This window comes from Autumnicola psychrophila (genome assembly GCF_031846645.1).
GTDB lineage: Bacteria > Bacteroidota > Bacteroidia > Flavobacteriales > Flavobacteriaceae > Autumnicola > Autumnicola psychrophila.
On sequence record NZ_JAVRHN010000001.1, the window covers coordinates 168936 to 194283 of the forward strand.

A 25348-nucleotide genomic window follows, 5' to 3' on the forward strand; every position below is an offset into this window, starting at 1 on the left:
ATAGGATCCGGCGCAAGTTAAGGTAGATATGGGGCAAAAGTGATTAACAATTATTTTAAAAGGATGGCAGATTATGATTACATATCAGGGAGGGTTTTCCTTCTTTTGTGGTCCTTAAAATCAAAACGCACCAACAGAAGGGGTAAAAGTATTAAATGGCTGAACAATGCACCAACAATAGCAATTGATGTTAACAGTCCAAATAAGTAAACCGTTTTCAAGGAGGCGAAAAGCATTAGTAAAAATCCGGCCAGGAGAATGAGGCTGGTGAGGATTATAGCAGTTCCTACCCTGCTTAAGGTGAGGAGTCGTGAATTTAACGGACTCTCGCCCCTATCCCGATGCTTTTTATAGTGATACATGAAATGCAGGGTGTCATCTATACAAAAACTCAATACGATGGCGCTAATGCTCGCAGTTGCTATGTCGAGATCTATTTGGAACCATCCCATAACTCCCAAAATTAATGAGACGGGAAACAGGTTTGGAAAAATGGAAAGTAAAGCTAATTTAAAACTTTTAAGAAATAACCAAACAAGCAAAAACACCAGAAGAAAAGCCAGGAGAAGACTATACACCTGAGATTGTGCTGCGTAATGCACAATTTGAGAATACATAGGTAAATATCCTGCTGGAGTTATTCCTGCAACTGCTCCAAAAGCAGTCTGTCCGGTTTTGAGCAATGCATCTTTTTTAGCAGTAAGTTCCACTGCAGAACTCATCTCCCCGAAAACTGTGATCTTCCCGGTGCCTGTACTGCGATCAATATAATATCCGCTCAACTGGGGATAACCTGCTTGTAGAAATTTATCAACCTGCGATAAACCAGATTTTCGCTGTAACATTTGTACTGCATTCTCTTTATACCTGTTTTTCAGCCCTGCATAATAAAGTTGAGGAAAGCCGAAAGAAGAACCTATTCCCGGAATCTTCAGAATAGAATCTGAAAAATTAAGCCCCGCCTGCACTACTTCCGGGGAGTAGAGTGTGTATCCATTTAAAGGAGTAATCATAAGCTCAAAAGGCATATAGGGACCCCAGGTATTTTCTATCTCAACGTGATCCTTTAAAACCTGATGGTCCTGGGGAAAATAGCCTAACGTATACGTGTCATTATTCAGTTTGAAGATACCTATGGCAGAGGCAAGGATAATTATCCCTGCTAATGTGGAATAGCTAAATTTTTTTCCCAGTACATGGTCGTGAAGGGAAGTTAGCCAGCCTTTGGGAAAAACAGGATTTACTTTCCGACTTATGAGCGGCAGGAAAATGAGCCCTAGGAAAAAACTGAATGCAAGGCATAAAAAGATCCCCAGGGCGGTATAGATCCCAAAATTTTTCAGGATTGCCATTGGGCTACTTAGCAGAGAAAGAAATCCTGCCATAGTGGTAAGGCTTGTATATAAACAGGGTCGAAAAACCTTCTTTAAACTTGCTATTACATCTGGCGTCTCGCCATTATTTTCAGACGACCGGTGCTCATTCATAATATGAACAATATCCAGGATCCCCAGCAGGATAAGCACCGTAGGAATTAAAGTGGTCATTAAATTGAGTTGATGCCCCAACATCCCATAAATACCTATGCAGATATAAGTGGAAAAGGCAATCGCAAGAAAAGTATAGGCCAGGACATAAAAACTTCTGAAAAGTACCAGGATCAGTAAAAACATAAGTAGATAGCCAAGTCCCAGGAAAAAAGTAAAGTCCTCCTGAGATAAACTGTTCAGGCCAGAAAAAATAACTCCTACACCTCCTAAAAAGGTATTTCCTCCCGGAAATTCTGCCGCCACGGTGTTCCGAACTTCCTGAATAAGCCTGTCGCGATGAAGATCAAAATCTGGCAGAGGTTTGAAAACAATCACAAATCTGGCTGCTTTTCTATCATCGGTGAGAAATTCATCTCTAATGTAGGTGTGCTCCTCCAGATCCTGTAAAACATCTTTCACTTCAGAATCTTTTCTAATAAGATTTCTTCCTCCAGGACCAAGTAAGTTATTGGTCGGGATCTGTATATTCCCCGGCCCCAGTACGCCTTCCACTTCAGGAATTGCTTCAAGGGAATTAGTGATATCTATAAAGGAGTGGAAATATTTTGATGTTATAACTCCGGCGGGATCTTTAATAAGAAGTACAATGCTCTCATCATTCCCAAACCGCTCGGTATATTTATTATACTCCAGAAGAGCAGGGTCATCTTCAAGAAACCAAATATTTAGGCTGTTATCTACTTTAATGGCTTTTTCCACTCCCGGCCATAAAAAGTAGCAGGAAATAAGGAGCAGCAATAAGATGAGGTACCTAAAAGGATAGATGACACTCCTTATAAAATTCATTTTGTAGTATTTGTCTTAAAATTAGTTAAATTTACCTCGCTACCAAGATTATTTATGATTCCAAAAGATATTTTCGCCTACTTCCAGGAGCGCTTTCCGGTAATAAATATGGCACTTTTTGCCATCCTTTTTTTTACGGTCAATGCCGTTGCCGTCTATTTCGTTTCTACAGGGACTACCCGGGAAATATGGTGGATGCTGTTAGGAGTTGTGGCTGTTATTTCATTTTTTTTCAGGCTTCGGGTATTTGATGAAATCAAGGATTTTGATATAGATATGAAAAATCATCCGCAACGGGTATTACAATCTGGTCGGGTAAAGAAAAAGCATCTTATTTTGATTTCGTTTGTGGGAACTATAATTGAAATAATCTGGTCACTGGTTTCAGGTTTTCCTGTCTTGATCTGCTGGAGTATTGCGGTAGGTTACAGCCTGCTGATGCGCTATGAATTTTTTGTGGGAGATTTTCTAAACAGGCACCTCCTGCTGTATGCCATAACTCACATGCTGGTGATGCCTTTGATCATTCTTTGGGTTTATTCCGGTTTTCATCCACAGCTGGACTTGCTGTTCCCTTTCTATATCCTTGCAGGACTAAGTTTGTTTTCAGGATTTTCTTTTGAAATCGCCAGAAAAATTTATGCGCCAGAAGCAGAAAAATCGAGCATAGATTCCTATTCTAATTCGGTCGGATATAATGGTTCCATTATTCTGGTTTTAGTAGTATTACTCTGTGGGGTTCTAATCCAGTCCTATCTTCTCCACAAAATAAATTCCCGTACCTGGACCTACTTCCTCATAAGTTTCATTTTTCTGTTCGCCCTGTTTTTATACCTAAAGAATATTTTTAAGCCTGTTGAAAAAAGTTTGCGCACTGCGGAAAAAGTGGTTTCCTTGTTTATGCTGGCCAGCTATGTGAGTATTATAATAGAAGTTCATTCCCAAAACATATGATCTGTTATTCCACAAAATACAAAGCCGGGATTGGAGGTAAGGCAGAAGGGCTTTATAAACTTCGGGAACTGGGATTGCAGGTGCCGGATTTCCTGGTGATCCCCTATGAGAACTTTGAAAATAGTATTGCTGAAAGTAATGCTGAAGGAAAAGGGCCGGAAGGAATTTCAGGAAAATTATCACAGTATAAATTACCTGCCGAAGATTGGGAACAGCTGAAGAATATCCTGCAGCAGTGGGATTTCCCTCAAAAACCTGTTGTGGTGCGATCATCCGTCTTGGATGAGGATGGGTCAAAAAATGCTTTTCCCGGGGTGATGGATTCTTTTCTCAATATTGGCTCATATGAAGCTCTTGAAACAGCTATAGCAAACTGTGCAGCAAGCGCGTGGTCGCCACGGGCAATGGCTTATAGAAAGCAGCATCACCTGAATCCTGTGGCACATCCGGCAGTAATTGTCCAGCAGCAAATAGACCCGGATTCCAGCGGGGTCTTATTTACCACCTTCCCCAATTTTCCGCAGGAAATGGCTATACATGCGGTGCCCGGCTTTGCTGAAGGATTGATGAACGGCACTGCAGAAGGTGATGAATTTTATTTTTTAAAAAAATCGACCAAACTTCACCGGCAAATTATTTCGACCAAAACCTCAGCCTTACAAAGATCAGGAAACCTGGGGCTTAAACCTGTCAAGATCACAAAGGAAAAACAGGAAATTCCTTGTATGGATGTGGCCGTATTGGAAGAGCTTTTTCAGGCTGCACAGGCTGCTGAAAATATCTCGGGATATCCCTTAGATATAGAATTTGCAGTTAAAGAGAAAGAATTGTTTATTCTGCAGGCACGCCCAATAACGCAGGAAATTCCGGAAGTAGTGGTTTATGATAATTCTAATATACAGGAGAGTTATTGTGGGGTGACCACTCCTCTAACTTTTAGCTTCGCCTCGCGTGCCTACGAAACTGTCTACAGGCAAACAATGCAAGTGCTGGGGTTATCCTCCCAAGAGATTGCGAAACACGATAAGGTGCTGTCCAATTTGTTGGGGCTGGTGAAGGGAAGGATTTACTACAACATAAATAACTGGTACCGCGGACTTCAACTCCTCCCCTCTTTTAAACAGAATAAGGCCGATATGGAATTGATGATGGGTCTCCAGGAACCGGTTGATTTTATTGGGGATGTGGAGAAACCTCTCAGGGAAAAGATAAGGCTTCTGCCGGGGCTCGTAAAGAATTATTACCGGCTTTGGCGAAAGTTCAGCAAACTGCATATTCTGGTACCGGAATTTCAGCAGAAATTCCAAAAACATTATTCCGGATTTTATAAGGAACTGTCACCTGTTTTAGAACCCTCAGAATTTCTTCAGAAGAAAAAAGCCCTGGATGAAAATCTTCTTAATTCCTGGTCAATTCCTATCATTAATGATTTTAATGTGATGATGCTCAATGGATCGGTGATCCGAAATTTGAAGAAAGCAGGTATAAATGAACCGGAAGAATTCCTTGGTAGGTACCTTTCGGGAGACCAGGAAATTGAAAGCACCCAACCTACTATTGCCATGATAGAACTGGCAGAGCAGGCGGCAAAAGTAGAAACCATCAAAAAAGTAATTCTGGCTCTTCACCCGGATTTGCATCAAAGCATAGAAAAGGATCATTTTAAATTTTTCCTTAAGGTGAAAAATTTTATTCATCACTATGGTGACCGTACTGTAGGAGAATTAAAGCTGGAGACCACTACTATGAGAGTAGATCCGCAGATATTTTACAAGTACCTGCGTAATTTTTTAGGTCGAGAAAATCCGGCAAAGATCAATTTGCAACAAATTTCTGAAGAGGCCAAAGCGGAGCTGGATAAGGCTCTAACCGGGAAATCCTTTTTCTTTAAAAGGAAATTGAGAAAAAAACTGAAAAAATTACAAATGGCGATAAGGTACCGTGAACGCATACGCCTGGAAAGAACGCGGCTTTTCGGCATGTACCGCTCCATCTACCGCGCTTATGGAAGTTACCTGGTGGAAAATAGTTTTCTGGAAAAGGTGGAAGACGTGTTTTACCTTGCAGAAGAAGAATTGCTGCATACTAAATTCAACGGTGAATTAAAAAGGAATATTACTGACAGACAAGCAGAATATGAAAGTTATCGAAAACAGGAAGTTCCTTCCCGCGTAACTATTCCCTCACCTCCTGTGGAAGAAGAGAAACGAGTGGAAGATCCATTTGTTTTACAAGGCCAGGGGTGCTATCCCGGGCAAATAAGTGGGGAGGTTGTGGTGATAAAAGATCCCGGAGATAACCTTGATGTGAACAACAAGATCATCTGCGCCCTTCGTACAGATCCCGGATGGGCAGCATTGTTGCCTACCAGTAAAGGAGTTCTCATTGAAAAAGGATCTGCCTTATCCCATTCTGTAATTTTACTCAGGGAATTGGGAATTCCAACAATCATTAACATTCCCAATCTTTGTAACAGATTAATATCTGGTGAGAAGGTCACAATGGATGGCGGTACCGGGGAGATCCTAAAGGAAAATGTAGACAAAGAAGCTTTGTAAAGGGAGACTCTATCAGATTTCCCAGAACATATTTAAAGGATAAAATGCCAAAAATCGAGAAAATAATATATCAAAGTAAAAAATCCCTCCCCAAAAGTTTTTTTTCGATCCCTTCGAAAATCTATTCTGGTCTGGGATTTACTCCGGAAGAAACCCGGGAGGAGGTGGAAGATCTTTTTGAACTGAAAAGTAAGGATCACGATATGGTTCTATATACAGATCATCAAAACCTTCGGCTGGTGGGGATTTTCCCAAAAGTAGGAGCCACTGCCCTATTTGGATACTGGGAAACTGTAGAAGCAGCAACAGAATTAAACAAAGAGGCCTTTTGGCTACTCCAAGCCGATGCAATAGCCTACGAGAAAACCTCACTTACCGGCCCCTTACACTTCAATACCTTTCACCGCTACAGGCTGCGCCTGGGAGAAACTCCTTCCTGGAAAATTTTTGACCGGGAACCTGTGAACCCCATCTATTATCCCCAAATCCTTGGAGATCTTGATTTCAGGAAAACCCTTACCTATGAAAGCCGCCGGATCCCTGCTTCAGAAATCAGAAATATTTATAGGGATAAAAAAAAGTTTGTACAGGGAATTGAAGAATTACCTTTTACTATCATCCCCTTGAACCCGGAGAATTGGAAAAATTATGAAGAAGAGATCTATGAACTTGTAGAGTCAATATTCAATGCAAATCCCGGGTACAAAACTATTGATCCGGCAGAATTTAAATTACTTTACAACCTTCAGTTTTCAGAAAAACTCTGTCCCTACACCGCAAGTTTATTTAAGGACAGCACAACCGGAAAACTTGTTGCACTTACTTTTTGCCACCCAAATTATAAGAGCATACAGGAAGAGATCACCGGCACCCCTTCATTCAAAAGGGATTTTCCTAAACTAAAAAATCCTACCATGCTTGCTAAATCATCGGGGGTTCACCCTGATTACCGCAAGATGAATTTAATGAACTACTCCGGTGCCTATGTAATGCTTTCTTTCCGGGAGCTATACGAGGATACCATTTTCTGCCTTATGAAAACAGATAATTATTCCAGGCATTTTACTGATGGAATAGCGTGTGAAAAAGCGTTTTATGGTTTATTTGAAAAACACTTAGGGCAGTAGGTATTTCAGCTGTTTTAATGTATCAAAATAACTGTGGATCACCCGCGGTAAAAATGGATATGGGCTTATACTATGTGCCATCATATACATTCCAAGCCGGTGTAATCCAAAATCCAGGGCGGCGTAGGCGAATATCCTCTGGAAGTCTTCCCCGTCTTCATATCTTCCGGTAAGTCGGTTCAGTTCCTCACGATAATACTCCATATACTTCAACCTTTGATCATAGTTTTCCGGAATTAAAACAAAGGATAAAAATTCAACAACATCATAGTGGGGCACGTGAAAAGTGGCCAACTCCCAATCGTAAAGACATAACTGAGGTGAACCACCGGTATTTTTAAAGCAAATGTTCCGTGGATTAAAATCGTTATGGATCAAAGTTTTTGGCTGCTGCTCCAGCACATCCCAATATGTTGGGATCTTTTCAATGGCATCTTCAAGTAACCCTGTATTCTCCTTCGTATAAACTTCCGGCAGATTCCTTGCAGCGCTTTTGAGCAGTGCCAACCAAAGAGGCTGCAACTTCATCATGTATTTCTTTGAAGGGACATCCCGGCTCCAGTAGTGTTTGTTTAAAGTGTTGTTATTATCTATATGAGCCACGTGCCACTGCGCAATTTTTAAAAGCGCTTCTTCAATATATTCTTCTGTCCATTTTCCCGGCTTCATAACGGAATTGAGCAAGTCTACCTCTTCCAGGGCTTCCATAAGTACCAGGAAAATATTGTTGGGCCGATCTTCCATTAACCCAAAAATCTCCGGCTGCAGCGAGGCCGGGAGTTTTTTATAAACTTTTAGTTCCCGCATATGGGTATTTTGAAATCCTGTGAGTTTGGTAAAGGGAGCGTAAATAGAAGTTAAAGGCTCTCCATTCATTTCGGCGAGTCCCCGGAGCATGCCGGAGGTTACGTCTCCATGAGGTTTCACCTTCATTACCATCCTCCGGGAGCAGGTTTTTCCATCTTTTAAAAAATTCACCTCCAGACCGAAATGACCAATTTCCTGTCCTGTAGTTCCTGCATTTAATGTGGAGAGTATGCTGGCCGAATTATCTACTGGAAATTGATTTACGCTTTGGACTTTTATCTCACTCTCCGGCGCCTGTTCCCGCATAAGCTTCTCAAGAAAATCCGGCTTAAAATAGTCTGAGGTTCTCATATTTATTTTCGGTTATTCGTTAAAACCGTATCCATTACCCTTACGTTCTGGAAATAAAAACAACCTTCGTTTGCTGTAAGATCTTCTGATAGTTTTTCTAAACGGTGTTCTTTGCAGTGTTTGTCCCCCTGGGATTGCAACAAATTCCAAAAGATGAACCTTAAAGGATTCTCCCTAAAGTTTAAAAGGTTTTGGCAAACTTCAGCAAATTGTTCTTCGGCAACGTATTCAAAGATATTTGAAAGTCCGGCTTTATTGATGTCATCTCCCTCCTGCGACAAAAGGTATTCTATGGCCTCTCCGGCAACAATTTCCAGTTTATGTAGTTGCTCCTTTAATATCTGGAAATTTTCTTTGCGATAGCAGGGCGGTAAAATTTCTTCCGGCATATTCTGCGGACCAAACATAAAGAACCGGAAATAGAAGTTATCCTTTAAAAGTTGCTTCCCTATAAATTTTTTAAGGCGGGAGTAAAAGATTTCCCCACCAGATTCTTTTACGTGTTTAAATAATTTGGGATCCCGGCCCTTACTCAAATTCTGTTGATCAAAATAATCAATAAATATTTTTTCAAACTCGGTGCTATTAAGTTCTTTCTGAAAAAAATCCTGCTGTTCCTGTATAGTTCCGAATGATATAAGCTGCCTTAATTTTTGCTGAAATTTTTCAGATAAACCAAGATAAAATCCGTGGATATAGGTTTCCAATTTTCCGGAAGAGAGAATACCATCAGGATTTTTCAGGAAAAAATCTACTCCATGTTCTTGCAGTACCGGCTCTAGGGAATTTACCACCTTCTCCCAGGCTTCTTTTACTGCACTCCTTCCGAAAAAACCTAAAAGAGCAGAAAAAATTTCGTGATCGTAATTCTCTATAACGTGTATTTTGAATAACAACAACCTGTTTTGCTCAGGGTTGAGATCAATAGCCGTAATGGCAGCGGGTTTTTTGAGCAGGGCATTAAGCACATTACATCCCGCAGAGGTGATCATGAGCAGGCGATCTTTTTCATCGATTTCAAGTCCGTTGTACAATGTATTAGCATCCTCCCATACAAGAGAATAACGTATGAGGTCAAGATCTACATTTTCAAATTCTGAGTGCATAGTTTCTGGTAGAGAATTTTAGAGTGATGCCGGTTGTCCATTGGCATTTTTTCGATAGGCTTAATTAAATTAAATACAGATTGCGGAAAAACTTCCAGGATTTTCCTGATCTTTTCCGGATCTACATCTCCTTCGTAATAAATATCAAAAGAATCCTTGTTTGCAATAGCAGCAACCTGTTTTGCATCGGTTAAAGTAGTCAAAAGATTTTCAATTTGATAGTGGCTGTAGCCCTGGATTAAAGTATTATTTCCCTGCCGACCTGTCAAAAATAGTTCTCCATTTTCGTTTAAATAACCATAATCCCCCGTCTTCAACCATTCTTCATCCTTTTGAAGGACAACATGCTTACCCTTTACTTCAATATGTCCTGCAGAATAAATTTTACTTCTCGCTTTTATTTTTTCTGAAGAAGTTAGCCTTAATGAAATATCCGGATGAATAGTTCCGACAAAATAGCCTAAAGCAGGTTCTTTACGTTCCTTAACCTCTCTTATTGCAATAGGTTCCGCCTGTGTTGACCCATAGATAAGATAAATAGTAGCGTTTATAAAATATTGCTTTAGTAGATGCGGAAGATATTCGGGTACAGGAGAACCTCCTATTCCCAATTCCTTAACATCGGGTAAAAGCACGTCGTTTTGTTGCAGGTAATTCAACAGCTTTTTAAAATAGAAAACGTTCCCGGTTAAACTGTCCACTTTTTCATTCAAGATCTGTTTCAGCAGCCTTTCCGGTTCCAGTTGTCTAACATCTAATTTCGGAATATCGGGAATGATCGTAGTAATCCCAAGAGCTAAATTGTGTAAGAGGATATTAGGAAATAGGGGAAAATCATTTTGATTGGGCACCGGAGGAAAACTTTCCTTTAAAGCTAAATGCTGGGACTGGAGAATTTTGTGTGTCCTGTAAACTGCCTTGGGTTTTCCGGTAGAACCTGAACTAAAAGAAATTAAAGCAGCCTGATCTTGTGCAACTTCCCGCGGCTGAAAATTTGGAAGATCTTTATTGCCGGAGACAGGGCAAATTATTTTTATACCAAAGATAACCAGCAATAACCGGATTCCAGTTGGAATATTACTATATACACCTTTTATTTTTTCCCGGTGGAGTAGCCTCAATAAACTTACCCGCGTACCGGCTACGGGAGGAAGAACAGGAATAGCTCCATAAGCCATTACACCTAAAACGGCAAAAATAAAATCAGGTGAAAAAGGAATGCCTATTACTACCTTTTCCTCTTCTTTGAGATTTTTTTGTTGTAAAGAGTTACCTACCGAAGCCACTTTATTAAGGATCACCTGCCCCGAAAAAGTGGAATTAGACTGCCCCTGGTTTGACCACTTTAAAAATTCCTTATTAGGATTATTAGAAAGATTTTTATGAATTGCTGAATAAAAGTTAGAAGTCATAACTAAAGGCAAAGGTGGCAAGAGCTAATTTATCGTTTTAATAATCATAAGCTCAAAAAATATTACTTTTTATAAAACATAGAGGTTTAGTGAATGATTCAGTAAATATATCCACTGGATAAAAAATGAAGTGGATGGCGACCGGCTTTTGAGGAGCTGCGAATTTGCTGCCAGCCCTAAGGACCTGAAAAAAATTATGGTATTACTAATCACTTCGGCTTCAGTTTTTTTCTCTTTACCCCCATCATATTAGCGGGTTCCGGAAGAGGATTGTGATCCCTCCGGGGAGCCAGTCTTAGATATCCTGCTAAATGTTTTAGACTGCTGAAGACTCTTGATCCCCAACTCTGGAATAATACTAAACTCCATATAAGAGCGCAACTGCATTATATGAGAATATTAATTTTGACTTTCAATTTATAAATGAGATAGCCAAATATCCCGTAAAATTAAATTTTTCAAAGCCCATTTTGTATGTGATTCTTTATTTTTGCTATGCATGAAAAAGCATCCCCATCATTAAGGTTCTAATTCAAAGCGAAATTTTTGAAACTCTCAATGAGAATGAAGTTTAAAAAACACTTTTTAATAATACTTTTTATTACTTACCAAATCAATGCTCAAAAAGATGCATCAACTGACGGAATAGAACTTAATTTAAGGCCACAATTTTCAGCAATATTTGTTCCTGTACAGGATTACTATAGTGGTATACTTCCGGATTATGAAATTGGAAATAATTCCATGATTTACGGCCGGGAAATATCCGCCTCCGTTAATTTTATTTATTTTGGGGTAGGAGCCGGAATTGGCACAGAAACCCTTCATTTGAAAAATGAAAAGATTGATTATTTTCCTGTTTATCTGGAATTGACTCCATTTCCTTCTAAAAACCCTAAGAACGGATTTGCTTCTTTCTCTGGAAGGATAGGTACACATTTTGGAAATTTAGATAGAAATGGATTTTATTCAAGAATAGAAATTGGATATTACATTCCAATATTCAACCATTTCTCTTTATTTATAAAGGGAATTTATACTCATCAAAGGCTATATAAAGCATTTCCAGAGTCCCATGAACCCGTTAATGTATACACTTTTGACGGTGCTGGTTTTGGCTTCGGAATAGAAATATATTAGCTTGTGCCAAAAAAAGACATTGTATATCATTTGCTGAAAAATCAAATTGAATGAAAAAATTTTTATTAAGCTTAACCCTTTGTGGGTTGACCTTTATCGTATCATCACAAAATGCAAGCGTGGAAGAATCTACTTACGGGATCCAAACTGGATTTTTAGGAATTTGGGTACATAATGAAACGAAACTATCTAATCAGATAGCTTTACGAAGCGAAATCGGATTTGATTCAGGATTTTGGGGCGGAGCTTTTTATGAAAAAACTGGCTATGCATTTGCACCAGTAATTACTTTAGAACCAAGATGGTATTATAATTTGAACAAAAGAGTTAAAAAAGACAGACGAATTGACGGAAATAGCGGAAATTCTATTTCTTTAAAAACAAGTTACCATCCAGATTGGTTCGTAATTTCTAACTATGACAACCTGAGCCTAGTAAGTGATATTTCAATTGTTCCAACTTGGGGTATTAGACGAAATTTAGGAAACCACTTTACTTACGAAACTGGAATTGGAATTGGATATGTGTATTATTTTGCAAAGAGTGCCGGATACTTAGAAAATGAAAGTGATGTTGCTGTCAACTTACATTTAAGAATTGGCTACAGATTTTAAAATAAAAAATGTGCTTCTTCGGGAGACAATAAAAGATTCTCTAGAGTATTTAAACGGATGCAAGTATTGCCATTGATTTTGTGGGTTTACAGTGCAAAAAAATTGAGCATCTTCATCCTTCCCAACATTAGCTGAGCAATGCATAGATAGGGCGTCACTTTCCACTGGTAGGATATTATTAAATACTGAAAAAATTCCTTTCTTGATCTCACCAGTATATATCCCCACCAATTAAATAGCTATTCTGTAAATTTATTTGGGAAGTTTGATTGCCTCATACCATGTACCTCTGAATCGGCTAAAAAGCCTAGAGCATCTATAACTACCCATTGCTTTTAAAAAATCTTAAGGAATGGATGAATTTTGAATTTCAATTACTCTGACTTTGAAATCACGAATTTCGCGCTCAGCAATTTCCCTAGAATAAGAAACCTTATCCTTTTTCAATTTTAAAGTGTACCTCATAATTAACTTTTTAAGCGAATGGTTTTTAATTTAGTCTTTGCTAATATTGATGACCACTTAAAAAATCATTCTTTTTAATATGATAAGAATTCTGACAAGTGGAATCTGGCTCCTGCTTATGACCTCACCTACCCATTAAACGTAGATTTGAATTATCATAAAGTCAGTCGTACGCTTTCCATAAATAATAAACATGAGAATATACAGTTGCAGGATTTGCTTAGCCTAGCAGAAGAATTTTCTGTAAAAAACCCGAAAGGAATAATAGAGAAAGTTCAGGAGCAAATTTCTAAATGGCCAGTGATCAAAAAGGAACTCAATATTTCTGAAAACGTAGTAGAAAAAATCTCCAGAGACTTCAAAATCTTTAATTAACTACAGGTTTCTCCATGTTTTTTGTAGGAAATTGTAATTATTTTTAGTAATTATGTTAATCTCTTTTGGCCTACCCTGCTACTCCAAAAAATAAAAGCGACCCGTTAAGGCCGCTTTAAATGTTTTCACAACGGAATAATCCTTATTGTGAATTGCTTCAAAATTGTCTAACAAGTATAAAACAAATATTTGAATTGTACAATGTGGATTTCCGTATAAAGATAACACTTACATTAATTAAGTTACCGAAAATCATAGTATATGAAACGAATATTAGGCCTGGACTTGGGTACGAATTCCATTGGGTGGGCACTTACAGAACAAGATTTTGAGAATAAAGCAGGTAGAATTCTAGGAATGGGCACCCGGGTAATTCCGATGAGCCAAGATATTTTAGGTAAGTTTGACAGTGGAAACTCTATTTCTCAAACTGCTGAAAGAACTGGATATCGAGGAATGCGTAGGCTAAATGAACGCTATCTTTTACGCCGCCAGCGTTTACATCGGATTTTGAACATCTTAGGTTTTCTTCCCAATCATTATTCAAAAGCTATTGATTTTCATAATAAATTAGGGCAATTTCTTCCTGAAAAAGAAGTAAAGCTCAATTACAGGTTAAACGGTGGCCCGAAACATCATTTTATTTTTCTGGATTCTTTTGAAGAAATGGCGAAGGAATTTGAAGCTAAACACCCTGACCTAAAAATTCCTTACGACTGGACTTTATATTATCTACGTCAAAAAGCATTGAAAGATAAAATATCGAAGGAAGAGTTAGCTTGGGTGCTTCTTAATTTTAATCAGAAACGAGGATACTATCAACTACGAGGAGAGGAAGAGGAAACAGATAAAAACCAGGAATACGTTTCGCTGAAAGTGAAAGAACTAATTAGTACCGGCGAAGCTATAAAAGGAAAAACCCTGTATAAAGTGATTTTTGAAAATGATTGGGAATACGATCGCGATATTACCAAAACTGAAGATTGGGAGAACCAGGAGCGGGAATTTATTGTTACTACAAAAACAAATAAAGATGGAAGTACCAAACGCACTTTTAAAAAAGTGGATTCTGAACAAGATTGGATCGCAATAAAAAAGAAAACCGAACAGAATATCGATGAATCCGATAAAACAGTAGGATCCTTTATTTATAAAAACTTACTCGAAAAACCTAATCAAAAAATTCGAGGGAGTTTGGTAAAAACTATCGAGCGGAAGTACTATAAAAAGGAACTGACAAAAATATTGGAAGCGCAAAAAGAGTTTCACCCAGAATTACGAAATAAAGACCTATACCAAAAGTGCTTAAATGAATTATACCCAAGAAATGAAGCACATCAATCTAATATAACAAACAAGGATTTTACATATTTAATTGTAGATGATATAATATTCTACCAACGTCCACTGAAAACAAAAAAGTCCACTATTTCCAATTGTGCGTATGAAAAAAGGTTTTTCAAAAAAGATGGGGAAATTCAGGAAAAACCTTTGAAAGGGATTCCAAAATCTAATCCATTTTATCAAGAATTTCGATTATGGCAGTTTATTCAAAACCTCAGAATTTATAAAAAAATTGCTTTAGATAAGGAAAAGGCCAAGATTGATGAAGATATTACAAACCAATTATTCCCCGACACTGAATCTATGGTTAAGCTATTTGATTTTTTGAACAATAAAAAAGAAATAGACCAAAACCAATTATTAAAATATTTCTCAGATTTAAAGTTAATCCCTAAACAAAAGAAAGACGCCTTATCATATCGATGGAATTATGTGGAAGACAGAAAGTACCCCTGCAATACAACGCGAGCCGAGTTTTTGTCAAGATTAAAAAAACTTAAAGATATACAAGAAAATTTCCTTGATGAAAAGACTGAAAAAGAATTATGGCATATTGTTTACTCCGTAAAAGACAAAAAAGATTTTGAAAAAGCTTTAGACACTTTTGCTAGCAAAAAGGAAATCTCAAAATCAGAATTTGTCGAAAATTTCAAGAAAATAGCTCCTTATCCAAATGAATACGGAGCTTATTCAGAAAAAGCTATTAAAAAACTTCTACCGCTAATGCGGATGGGAAAATATTGGAATGAGGAATCTTTAAAACCTGAAATTAAAAACCGGATAAAAGATATTCAGGAACGATTAAGGGCTATTAAGTTTAATAAAGATAAAATTGAAACGGTCGCCGATGATGCTTATAAAAAGCAAGTACTAAAAAGCTTTATCAAATTTGAAAATAAAAAAAATCCTTTTGAAGGCTTAAATACTTATCAAGCCTGTTATGCAGTTTACGAGCGGCATTCAGAAGTTTCTGAAATAATCAATTGGCAATCACCAAGAGACATTGAATTCTACTTAAACGAAACCTTTAAGCAACATCAACTTAAAAATCCGATTGTAGAGCAAGTAGTTACTGAAACTTTAAGAATTGTCAGGGATATTTGGAAGTATTACGGGAATAGTAAACCTAATTTTTTCTCTGAAATTCATCTGGAATTAGGGCGAGAAATGAGAAATTCAGCTGAAAAAAGGCAACGTCTAAGCAATCAAAATAGCGAACGTGAGAACACGAACCTGCGTATAAAAGCGGTTCTAGAAGAACTACAAGATGAAGGTCTTAAAGAAGTAAAGCCTTATTCGCCCAACCAACAAGAAATTCTAAAATTATATGAGGAAGGTGTTTATTTTAATGCCAAATATGATCAGGTAAGTGAAGATGAAATTGAAGCTATAAGAAAAAAGAACTCGCCAACTAAGAAAGATATTTTGCGTTATAAATTGTGGTTAGAACAGGGGTATCGTTCACCATATACGGGAAATATAATTCCAATGAGTAAACTATTCACTACAGATTATCAAATTGAACACATTATTCCACAATCACGCTTCTTTGATGACTCTTTTAATAATAAAGTTATTTGCGAAAGTGCTATTAACCCCTACCCTTATAAGGATAACCAGACGGCATTTGAATTTATAAATAACAGCCGAGGATGTGTCGTGCCGGAATTAGGGCTAAACGGCAAGGAATGCACAATTTTCACGGTGGAAGAATATGAAGCCCATTGCAAAAGCTACTATAGCAAAAATCGGACAAAGTTAAAATATCTATTAAGCGAGGATATTCCAGAAGGTTTCATCCACCGGCAATTAAATGATAGCCGATATATAAGCAAATTCATAAAAGGTCTATTAAGCAATATTTTAAGGGAATCCAATGAAAGGGAAGCTACAGTAAAAAATCTAGTACCGGTAAATGGAGCTATAACCAGTCAACTTAAGCAAGATTGGGGGCTAAACGATAAATGGAATGAAATTATCGCTCCACGTTTTAAACGTATGAACGAAATAACAAAATCTAATGACTACGGCTACTGGGATAATAAAATTAATGCTTTTAGAACACAAGTTCCTAAAGATATTGAAACAGGTTTCAGCAAAAAACGCATAGATCACCGCCACCACGCCTTAGACGCCTTAGTAATTGCCTGTACCACTAAAGATCATATTCATTATATCACCTCAATTAACACCGAACGTAAGAACCACAGTTTAGTAAAAAAATTACGCAAAACTAAAGATATAGAATTGGGTGGTAAAAAACGAACTGTGGCAAAATCTTACAAACAGCCCTGGGATGGTTTTACTATAGATGCTAAAAATGCTTTGGAAGAAATTGTCATTAGCTTTAAGAAAAATATTCGGGTAATAAATCGAACCAACAATAAAACATGGCATTGGGAAAAGAAAAATGGGCAATGGAAAAAAGCTTTACAATTACAAAAAGGACATAATTTTGCTGTTAGAAAGCCACTTCACAAAGAAACTGTTTCCGGATTAATAGATATCACCACTCCCAAAGGAAAAGTGGCTACTGCCACACGGGCGAATGTTTCAGATATAAAAAACCACAAACATATCGATAAAATTACTGACAAGAGCATACAAAAAATTCTAAGGAGCCATGTCAAAAACTATCTGGATCACAATGGAAAGGAAGATTTCGCAGAAGCATTCAGTCCCAAAGGAATGACTGATTTAAATCAAAATATAAAAGAATTAAACAACGGTAAAAATCACCAACCCATTTATAAGGTAAGACAATATGAAGTAGGTAGTAAATTTAGTGTAGGAGAACGAGGTAATAAAACAGATAAGTATGTAGAAGCTGCAAAAGGAACAAATCTTTACTTTGCGGTGTATTGGGACGATAAGAAGAAAAAGCGAAACTTTGAAACCATTCCTTTAAACGAGGTTGTAGAGCATCAAAAACAAATGGCTCACATCCCGATGAAAGACAAAGAACCAATACCTATAAATCATAATAAAGGCAAATTTTTATTCTTTCTCTCGCCAAATGATCTGGTTTATATTCCTGATAGAGAAGACATAGATTCTGACATCATTCCTGAGAATCTAAAAAAGGAGAACATCTATAAGATGGTGAGTAGTTCTGGTACCGAGTGCTACTTTGTTCAGCAGCATATTGCTTCACTGATTAAAAAATATGATACCAAATCTGGAATAGGAGAGTTTGCAAGCAAAAATAAACTTGAAGTGACAATCTGGGAAGACAGTCCACAAAGGATAAAAGAGACATGCTATAAACTAAAAGTTGACCGCTTGGGTAATATTCAAAAAAAAACTAAATGATAAAACGCAGCCTCTTTTTCTCCAATCCTGCCTACCTCAGCACCAAAAATGAACAGTTAGTGATTTCTTTTCCAGGAGAAGGAAAAGAAGATAAAACAGTTCCCATTGAGGATATTGGAATGTTAGTTTTGGAAAACCCTCAAATAACTATTACCAACGGGTTAATTACAAAACTCATTCAAAATAAAGCGGCGGTGGTAAATTGCGATAAACAGCACCTGCCCTGCTCTATTCTGCAACCCCTTGTGGGGCATACCGAACAAACCGAACGTTTTTCGACTCAACTCAGTGCCAGTTTACCTTTAAAGAAGAATTTATGGCAGCAAACCATTAGTGCTAAAATTAGTAATCAGGCGCAGCACCTTTTCCGCAGAAATAAAAACCATAAAAAACTGGTGCGTTGGGCAGGAGAGGTAAAAAGTGGCGATACCGAAAATCATGAAGCCGTTGCAGCCGCCCATTATTGGCAAAACCTTTTTAATATAGAAGGCTTTACAAGATATAGACATGGAGATCCACCAAACAACCTGCTTAACTACGGCTATGCTATTCTACGGGCAATAACCGCAAGAGCCCTTATAAGTTCCGGCTTATTACCGGGAGTGGGAATTTTCCACCATAACAAATATAATGCATTCGCCCTGGCCGATGATATTATGGAACCTTATCGCATTTATGTAGATGATTTAGTTTATGAAATGGTTGTTGCGGAAGAGAATATAGATGAGTTGACTATAGACCTGAAATCACAACTTCTAAGAATTCCTGCTTTAGATGTTTTTATTGATGGAAAATGGAGCCCATTAATGGTAGCCCTCAGTAGGACGACTAATTCACTTTACGAGTGTTTTGCAAATCTAAGCCGAAAGGTTCTTTATCCGGTTTACCAGTAATATTATGTATGAAGTAGGGAATTCAACATTAATAATATGGATGAAAAATTTTCACGCCTAAATCAATATCGAAGCATGTGGGTATTAGTTTTTTTTGATCTTCCAACTGAAACCAGGATAGAACGAAAAGCGGCAGCCCGTTTTAGAAAAGACCTTCTTGATGATGGTTTCGGGATGTTTCAGTTTTCAATTTATACCAGGTTCTGCGCGAGCCGTGAAAACGCCGATGTACATACCAAACGGACCAAAGGAAACCTTCCAAAAAAAGGAAAAGTTTGCATCATGCAAATAACTGATAAGCAGTTCGGAATGATCGAACTTTTTCACGGAAGAAAAGAAACCGCCCCGGAAACTCTTACCCAGCAACTCGAACTTTTCTAGGAATTTAAAATTCCGCTTGAGTTCAAACTTGATGTTTCAAAACCATTTGAATTTTAAATCCTAAATTAACACATAAAAAACAGGATACCAGCACTTTATAGCGGGTATCCTGTGAATCCTGATTAAAAATACAATTCTGAAAGCAATTCACAACGACCAAGTTTGATAGAATCGCCAGAAGCTTCCTGTGAATCCTGATTAAAAATACAATTCTGAAAGCAATTCACAACAAAGCGGTTCTGATTTGGTCTTATACTCAGCCTGTGAATCCTGATTAAAAATACAATTCTGAAAGCAATTCACAACACCAACTACCTTGAATTGCTTTCCAGCGTCCTGTGAATCCTGATTAAAAATACAATTCTGAAAGCAATTCACAACAGGTTGTACAGCCCAAATGATAATACTGAACCTGTGAATCCTGATTAAAAATACAATTCTGAAAGCAATTCACAACTTGGATAAGCCTTAAAATAACACTCTCTACCCTGTGAATCCTGATTAAAAATACAATTCTGAAAGCAATTCACAACAAACTTTTGCCCTACCTCTGGCGGCTCTTTCCTGTGAATCCTGATTAAAAATACAATTCTGAAAGCAATTCACAACATAGCGCTTATTCGGCCTTTTCTTCGCTACCCTGTGAATCCTGATTAAAAATACAATTCTGAAAGCAATTCACAACGATCTTCAGCATGTTAGAAGTATCAGTAAGCCTGTGAATCCTGATTAAAAATACAATTCTGAAAGCAATTCACAACCACCGACACAAAAAACTCTAACGATCACACCCTGTGAATCCTGATTAAAAATACAATTCTGAAAGCAATTCACAACACCTTGCGCACTTAGTCTTTCTTCATGGTACCTGTGAATCCTGATTAAAAATACAATTCTGAAAGCAATTCACAACATTGGCCGCCGGGACAGGAATGTACTTTTCCTGTGAATCCTGATTAAAAATACAATTCTGAAAGCAATTCACAACTTGGTTTGTACCAATACCCGTACACACAACCCTGTGAATCCTGATTAAAAATACAATTCTGAAAGCAATTCACAACCATATTTCATAGTAACATTTCCGCCCGCAGCCTGTGAATCCTGATTAAAAATACAATTCTGAAAGCAATTCACAACAATACCGTCTTTGAGCATATTGTAATTGTCCTGTGAATCCTGATTAAAAATACAATTCTGAAAGCAATTCACAACGCATCCGTATAGAGAGATCAATTGTAAAGCCCTGTGAATCCTGATTAAAAATACAATTCTGAAAGCAATTCACAACCAAGTACCTCAAGGTTAGATGTGGCGATGACCTGTGAATCCTGATTAAAAATACAATTCTGAAAGCAATTCACAACGCTTTTTACTGCAGAGGATCCTGCATAAACCTGTGAATCCTGATTAAAAATACAATTCTGAAAGCAATTCACAACACACCTTGTCTTATAAATCAAGTTCATTAACCTGTGAATCCTGATTAAAAATACAATTCTGAAAGCAATTCACAACGCCGGGAAGGCGATGGTATGTCTATTTCTACCTGTGAATCCTGATTAAAAATACAATTCTGAAAGCAATTCACAACACTATCCTTTCTTTGCTATGTTCTGGGATACCTGTGAATCCTGATTAAAAATACAATTCTGAAAGCAATTCACAACGCCGCGGGCGTTTACCCGTTCCAAACTTTACCTGTGAATCCTGATTAAAAATACAATTCTGAAAGCAATTCACAACGATAGATCCGTTTTACATTTTTACTGATTGCCTGTGAATCCTGATTAAAAATACAATTCTGAAAGCAATTCACAACACTTGCTCACTTAATAGGAAAGATTTACTTCCTGTGAATCCTGATTAAAAATACAATTCTGAAAGCAATTCACAACGAGGTTTTGACAGACGTTACGGGCGGGCTTCCTGTGAATCCTGATTAAAAATACAATTCTGAAAGCAATTCACAACCCTCGGTAAGGGAAACTCCATAGGCAGAAACCTGTGAATCCTGATTAAAAATACAATTCTGAAAGCAATTCACAACTTGTGTGTAATGCTTATGTATTGCTTTGATCCTGTGAATCCTGATTAAAAATACAATTCTGAAAGCAATTCACAACTTCCAGGTAGAAGATGCCAACGGAAATGTACCTGTGAATCCTGATTAAAAATACAATTCTGAAAGCAATTCACAACTATCAAAGTCTCTTTGTGCCAGTCAAGTTTCCTGTGAATCCTGATTAAAAATACAATTCTGAAAGCAATTCACAACACTTGGACTAAACGGGTTTCGGGACTAAATCCTGTGAATCCTGATTAAAAATACAATTCTGAAAGCAATTCACAACCAGCTTTTAAATCCGTTAGTTATCCCATACTCCTGTGAATCCTGATTAAAAATACAATTCTGAAAGCAATTCACAACGTCCCAAAACCTCGTTAGTCCTTATTTCCTCCTGTGAATCCTGATTAAAAATACAATTCTGAAAGCAATTCACAACGGTATAGCTTGCATATAACATACAAATAAACCTGTGAATCCTGATTAAAAATACAATTCTGAAAGCAATTCACAACCAGGTTTTCGACTTAAAAGATATTGAGAACCTGTGAATCCTGATTAAAAATACAATTCTGAAAGCAATTCACAACTCTTTACGTAGTTAAACGTAACTCTGTCCACCTGTGAATCCTGATTAAAAATACAATTCTGAAAGCAATTCACAACACAAGGCGCAATTATTACAAAGGCCACGCACCTGTGAATCCTGATTAAAAATACAATTCTGAAAGCAATTCGCAACCTCACTAACGCAAAGAATAGAATGAAGTAAAATCACGAATTATTTAAATTCGTCTATCACTATATGTTTTTATTTATTGTAATATAATGTTCTTTGGCAGTATTTATAGGATAACTTAAATTAAAAGAAGCTTTAGGTCAATCTCACAAGAGAAACGTAATAGTAAATCTGGTATTTAACTTATGGCTTGCGTACAATTTAGCGTACAAATCTGATGTCTAAAACCAAAAAAGCCTTGATAATCAAATGATTAACAAGGCCTTAAGTACTCGGGACGGGACTTGAACCCGTACGGACGCATTGTCCATTGGATTTTAAGTCCAACGTGTCTACCAATTCCACCACCCGAGCGTGGAAATGTGGATGAAGAGCGAAAAACGGGATTCGAACCCGCGACCTCCACCTTGGCAAGGTGGCGCTCTACCAACTGAGCTATTTTCGCGTTTTATTTAAGAACATTCCTTGTTTTCACAAGGCTACAACTGTTTATTGCGGATGCAAATTTAATACAATTCCAATAATAGCAAAGAACTTTTTCAGAAAAATGACCAAAAAAAGTTAAGCCCCGAATTGGACAATTTTCGTCCCTAAGATAACCACCTTCTGCTCAACAAATTGTTGTTATTATTTCTTGATCACCGTCAACTGTTCAGGCTTTGGTTTTCTGCTTGCTACTCAGCATCCTTTTTATCTCAGCCAGTTTCATTAAAGCTTCAACAGGCGTGAGTGTGTCAATATCTATATGTAAAAGCTCTTCTTTTAGCTCTTCCAGTAAAGGATCATCCAGATTGAAAAAACTCAGTTGCATTTCATCTTCTGCAGATTTCTTCAGGATTTCACCGGAATCTTCCATAGAATGGGATTTCTCCAGTTTCTTCAGGATTTTATTTGCCCGGTGCAATACCTGCTGTGGCATTCCGGCCATTTTGGCTACATGAATTCCAAAACTGTGCTCACTGCCTCCAGGCACCAGTTTCCGAAGAAAAAGGACGTTGTCTTTTAATTCCTTTACCGAAACATTGAAATTCTTGATCCTGGTAAAGGTTTCGCACATTTCATTTAGTTCATGATAATGCGTCGCAAATAAGGTCTTAGGCCTTGCTGGATGTTCGTGCAAATATTCGCTAATGGCCCAGGCAATGGAAATCCCGTCATAGGTACTGGTTCCGCGGCCAATTTCATCCAGAAGCACCAGGCTTCGCTTGGAAATATTATTCAGGATATTCGCCGTTTCATTCATCTCCACCATAAAAGTAGATTCGCCCATAGAAATATTATCGCTCGCTCCTACCCTGGTGAAAATCTTATCTACAAGCCCGATATTAGCAGCTTTTGCGGGTACAAAACTTCCCATTTGTGCCATAAGAACAATAAGTGCCGTCTGTCGCAAAATAGCCGATTTACCACTCATATTAGGCCCGGTAATCATAATAATCTGCTGATTTCCCCTATCCAGCTGCACATTATTCGTGACATAATTTTCACCGATTGGCAGCTGCTTTTCAATTACAGGATGCCTGCCTTCCTGGATGTCCAGCTCAAATTCCTCTTCAATCACCGGCCTGCAATACTGCTCTACCTTTGCCTGTTGCGCGAAAGAGCATAAACAGTCCAGATGCGCCACCAGTTGCGCATTTTGCTGTACCGGCTGAATATATTCGCTCATCCACAACACTAGCTTCCCAAAAAGTTCCTGCTCTAACTGAAGGATTTTTTCTTCAGCTCCAAGAATTTTTGCTTCGTATTCCTTTAGCTCTTCGGTAATATACCTTTCGGCATTTACCAGCGTTTGCTTACGCACCCAGGATTCCGGAACTTTATCTTTATGCGAATTGCGGACTTCAATATAATAGCCAAACACGTTATTGCTGGCAATTTTAAGCGAAGTAATGCCCGTGGCTTTAGTCTCGCGCTCCAGCATATTGTTTAAATAATCTTTATCCGAAAATGCCAAATTTCGCAGTTCATCCAATTCTTCGGAAAAACCTTCAGCAATAACATTTCCTTTCTGAATATTTACCGGCGCGTTTTCTGATAGACTTTCTTTAATTTTGGACCGAAGTAGATCGCAGCTCTGCAGGTTATCACCAATAATTTTCAGCGCCTCATTATCACAGTTCGTCGCCAGTTTTTTAATCGGAATTACGGCATCCAGGGAATGCTTTAACTGGTTTACTTCCCGTGGCGAAACTTTTCCTGTCGCCACTTTGGAAATCAACCTTTCCAGATCACTAATCTCTTTGATATGCTGCTGAACTTCAGCTAAAACTGTAGAATTCTGAATAAAAAACTCCACCACTTCGTGACGTTTCCTAATTTTTTCGGCATTTTTAAGCGGAAGGGCCAGCCAACGCTTCAGGAGTCTTCCTCCCATAGGAGAAATTGTTTTATCGATCACGTCCAGCAAAGTCACCGCGTTCATGGCGGTAGAATGGTATAACTCCAGGTTTCGGATAGTAAAACGGTCCATCCAAACATATTCTTCTTCAGCAATACGGCTAATGGCGGTTATATGCTGAAGTTTATGATGCTGGGTTTCGGCTAAATAATGCAAAATGGCTCCGGCAGAAATCACGCCTTCTTCCAAATGTTCCACCCCAAAGCCTTTTAAAGATTTGGTCTGAAAATGGGAATTGAGTGTTTCCAAAGCGAAATCCTGCTTAAAAAGCCAGTCTTCCATATAGAAACAATGATAATCTTCACCAAATTCCTTCGCAAAATCTTTTCTAAATTTCTTCTGAATAAGCACCTCACTCGGCCCAAAATTCTGAAGCAATTTATCTATATATTCTGAAGTTCCCTGGGCGGTAAGAAATTCCCCCGTTGAAACATCCAGAAAAGAAATCCCGATAGTTTTTTTTCCGAAGTGGATCGCGCAGAGAAAATTATTTGATTTGCTGCTCAGCACCTCATCGCTTAGTGCCACGCCGGGAGTCACCAATTCTGTCACTCCGCGCTTCACTATTTTTTTGGTCAATTTAGGATCTTCCAACTGGTCGCAAATCGCCACCCGCTGCCCCGCTTTTACCAACTTTGGCAGGTAATTATTCAGGGAATGGTGCGGGAAACCGGCAAGTTCTGTACGTTCCCCGCCGTTGTTACGGTTAGTAAGCACGATATTTAAAATGCGTGCAGCTTTTACCGCGTCTTCGCCAAAAGTCTCGTAGAAATCCCCCACGCGAAACAACAACAAAGCATCAGGGTATTTTGCCTTTATGGCATTATACTGCTTCATTAAAGGGGTAACTTGCTGTGCTTTTTTGGCTGCCAAAATCGGGAATTTTAATTTCAGCTAAAATAAAGAATCGCAGGATTGATTAGAAAAGAATGCTTTGGAAGTTATTTATTTTTATTCACAGTTAC

14 protein-coding genes, 2 tRNA genes and 1 CRISPR repeat array are annotated in these 25348 nt (G+C 38.0%); of the genes, 8 read left to right on the forward strand and 8 right to left on the reverse strand.

The features are described from left to right. Nucleotides 1–77: 77 nt before the first annotated feature. A complete protein-coding gene (locus RM541_RS00785) occupies nucleotides 78–2336 on the reverse strand; it encodes an efflux RND transporter permease subunit (protein WP_311498332.1) in 2259 nt (752 codons plus the stop codon). 54 nt (nucleotides 2337–2390) lie between these two features. Here RM541_RS00785 and RM541_RS00790 point away from each other — a divergent pair, with 54 nt between their 5' ends. Genes RM541_RS00790 through RM541_RS00800 form a run of 3 tightly spaced genes read left to right on the forward strand, consistent with a single transcriptional unit; the run spans nucleotide 2391 to nucleotide 6975 of the window. Next, entirely contained in the window at nucleotides 2391–3290 is a 900-nt protein-coding gene (locus RM541_RS00790; RefSeq protein ID WP_311498333.1) for a UbiA family prenyltransferase, read from the forward strand. After that, complete coding sequence (locus tag RM541_RS00795; protein ID WP_311498334.1) at nucleotides 3287–5848, forward strand: PEP/pyruvate-binding domain-containing protein; 2562 nt, start codon at nucleotides 3287–3289, stop codon at nucleotides 5846–5848. The genes RM541_RS00790 and RM541_RS00795 overlap by 4 nt, the downstream gene beginning before the upstream one ends. Before the next feature lie 44 nt (nucleotides 5849–5892). After that, a complete protein-coding gene (locus RM541_RS00800; RefSeq protein WP_311498335.1) occupies nucleotides 5893–6975 on the forward strand; it encodes a hypothetical protein in 1083 nt (360 codons plus the stop codon). Here the strand turns inward: RM541_RS00800 and RM541_RS00805 are convergent. From RM541_RS00805 to RM541_RS00815, 3 genes are read right to left on the reverse strand one after another with little or no spacing between them, the layout of a single operon-like run. After that, a complete protein-coding gene (locus tag RM541_RS00805) occupies nucleotides 6964–8133 on the reverse strand; it encodes a phosphotransferase (protein ID WP_311498336.1) in 1170 nt (389 codons plus the stop codon). The two genes, RM541_RS00800 and RM541_RS00805, sit on opposite strands and share 12 nt — an antisense overlap. Before the next feature lie 2 nt (nucleotides 8134–8135). Then, a complete protein-coding gene (locus RM541_RS00810; protein ID WP_311498337.1) occupies nucleotides 8136–9239 on the reverse strand; it encodes a DUF3419 family protein in 1104 nt (367 codons plus the stop codon). Next, nucleotides 9215–10651 (reverse strand): AMP-binding protein, encoded by a 1437-nt coding sequence (locus tag RM541_RS00815; RefSeq protein ID WP_311498338.1) that lies wholly within the window; start codon nucleotides 10649–10651, stop codon nucleotides 9215–9217. Before RM541_RS00815 ends, RM541_RS00810 begins: the two co-directional genes overlap by 25 nt. Before the next feature lie 564 nt (nucleotides 10652–11215). On the opposite strand from RM541_RS00815, the gene RM541_RS00820 reads away from it, so the two are divergent. Together RM541_RS00820 and RM541_RS00825 are read left to right on the forward strand one after the other, a co-directional pair. Then, nucleotides 11216–11791: a hypothetical protein gene (locus RM541_RS00820; protein ID WP_311498339.1), complete on the forward strand. Its 576-nt coding sequence runs from the start codon at nucleotides 11216–11218 to the stop codon at nucleotides 11789–11791. Nucleotides 11792–11841: 50 nt separating this feature from the next. Then, the gene (locus RM541_RS00825) at nucleotides 11842–12405 is read left to right on the forward strand and encodes a hypothetical protein (RefSeq protein ID WP_311498340.1); all 564 of its coding nucleotides are present in this window, start codon (nucleotides 11842–11844) and stop codon (nucleotides 12403–12405) included. Here RM541_RS00825 and RM541_RS17440 read toward each other — a convergent pair. Continuing rightward, a complete protein-coding gene (locus tag RM541_RS17440; RefSeq protein ID WP_349254607.1) occupies nucleotides 12382–12633 on the reverse strand; it encodes a phosphoenolpyruvate carboxykinase (ATP) in 252 nt (83 codons plus the stop codon). The genes RM541_RS00825 and RM541_RS17440 overlap by 24 nt on opposite strands. Nucleotides 12634–13506: 873 nt before the next feature. On the opposite strand from RM541_RS17440, the gene cas9 reads away from it, so the two are divergent. From cas9 to cas2, 3 genes are read left to right on the forward strand one after another with little or no spacing between them, the layout of a single operon-like run. After that, nucleotides 13507–17901: a type II CRISPR RNA-guided endonuclease Cas9 gene (gene cas9, locus RM541_RS00830; protein WP_311498341.1), complete on the forward strand. Its 4395-nt coding sequence runs from the start codon at nucleotides 13507–13509 to the stop codon at nucleotides 17899–17901. Continuing rightward, the gene (gene cas1, locus RM541_RS00835; protein ID WP_311498342.1) at nucleotides 17898–18794 is read left to right on the forward strand and encodes a type II CRISPR-associated endonuclease Cas1; all 897 of its coding nucleotides are present in this window, start codon (nucleotides 17898–17900) and stop codon (nucleotides 18792–18794) included. Before cas9 ends, cas1 begins: the two co-directional genes overlap by 4 nt. 36 nt (nucleotides 18795–18830) lie before the next feature. Continuing rightward, nucleotides 18831–19175 carry a CRISPR-associated endonuclease Cas2 gene (gene cas2 / locus RM541_RS00840; RefSeq protein WP_311498343.1) on the forward strand — a complete coding sequence of 115 codons (345 nt, stop codon included), beginning with the start codon at nucleotides 18831–18833 and terminating at the stop codon, nucleotides 19173–19175. A 108-nt stretch (nucleotides 19176–19283) separates the two neighbouring features. Beyond that, a CRISPR array of direct repeats spans nucleotides 19284–21985; the repeat unit is 46 nt; unit sequence CCTGTGAATCCTGATTAAAAATACAATTCTGAAAGCAATTCACAAC. 266 nt (nucleotides 21986–22251) lie between these two features. On the opposite strand, the gene RM541_RS00845 is transcribed toward cas2, so the two are convergent. The 3 genes from RM541_RS00845 to mutS form a co-directional block, all read right to left on the reverse strand. Next, nucleotides 22252–22336 (reverse strand) — tRNA-Leu (locus tag RM541_RS00845). A gap of 18 nt (nucleotides 22337–22354) precedes the next feature. Beyond that, nucleotides 22355–22427 (reverse strand) — tRNA-Gly (locus RM541_RS00850). 207 nt (nucleotides 22428–22634) lie between these two features. Further along, the gene (gene mutS / locus RM541_RS00855) at nucleotides 22635–25220 is read right to left on the reverse strand and encodes a DNA mismatch repair protein MutS (protein ID WP_311498651.1); all 2586 of its coding nucleotides are present in this window, start codon (nucleotides 25218–25220) and stop codon (nucleotides 22635–22637) included. Between the last annotated feature and the right edge of the window lie 128 nt (nucleotides 25221–25348).

Coding starts and splice junctions, on each gene's coding strand:
- RM541_RS00805 (WP_311498336.1), bottom strand. CDS start 8,133: ATGAGAACCTCAGACTATTTTAAGCCGGATTTTCTTGAGAAGCTTATG.
- RM541_RS00795 (WP_311498334.1), top strand. CDS start 3,287: ATGATCTGTTATTCCACAAAATACAAAGCCGGGATTGGAGGTAAGGCA.
- RM541_RS00815 (WP_311498338.1), bottom strand. CDS start 10,651: ATGACTTCTAACTTTTATTCAGCAATTCATAAAAATCTTTCTAATAAT.
- RM541_RS00785 (WP_311498332.1), bottom strand. CDS start 2,336: ATGAATTTTATAAGGAGTGTCATCTATCCTTTTAGGTACCTCATCTTA.
- RM541_RS00800 (WP_311498335.1), top strand. CDS start 5,893: ATGCCAAAAATCGAGAAAATAATATATCAAAGTAAAAAATCCCTCCCC.
- cas2 (WP_311498343.1), top strand. CDS start 18,831: ATGGATGAAAAATTTTCACGCCTAAATCAATATCGAAGCATGTGGGTA.
- cas1 (WP_311498342.1), top strand. CDS start 17,898: ATGATAAAACGCAGCCTCTTTTTCTCCAATCCTGCCTACCTCAGCACC.
- cas9 (WP_311498341.1), top strand. CDS start 13,507: ATGAAACGAATATTAGGCCTGGACTTGGGTACGAATTCCATTGGGTGG.
- RM541_RS00820 (WP_311498339.1), top strand. CDS start 11,216: ATGAAGTTTAAAAAACACTTTTTAATAATACTTTTTATTACTTACCAA.
- RM541_RS00825 (WP_311498340.1), top strand. CDS start 11,842: ATGAAAAAATTTTTATTAAGCTTAACCCTTTGTGGGTTGACCTTTATC.
- RM541_RS00790 (WP_311498333.1), top strand. CDS start 2,391: ATGATTCCAAAAGATATTTTCGCCTACTTCCAGGAGCGCTTTCCGGTA.
- RM541_RS00810 (WP_311498337.1), bottom strand. CDS start 9,239: ATGCACTCAGAATTTGAAAATGTAGATCTTGACCTCATACGTTATTCT.
- mutS (WP_311498651.1), bottom strand. CDS start 25,220: ATGAAGCAGTATAATGCCATAAAGGCAAAATACCCTGATGCTTTGTTG.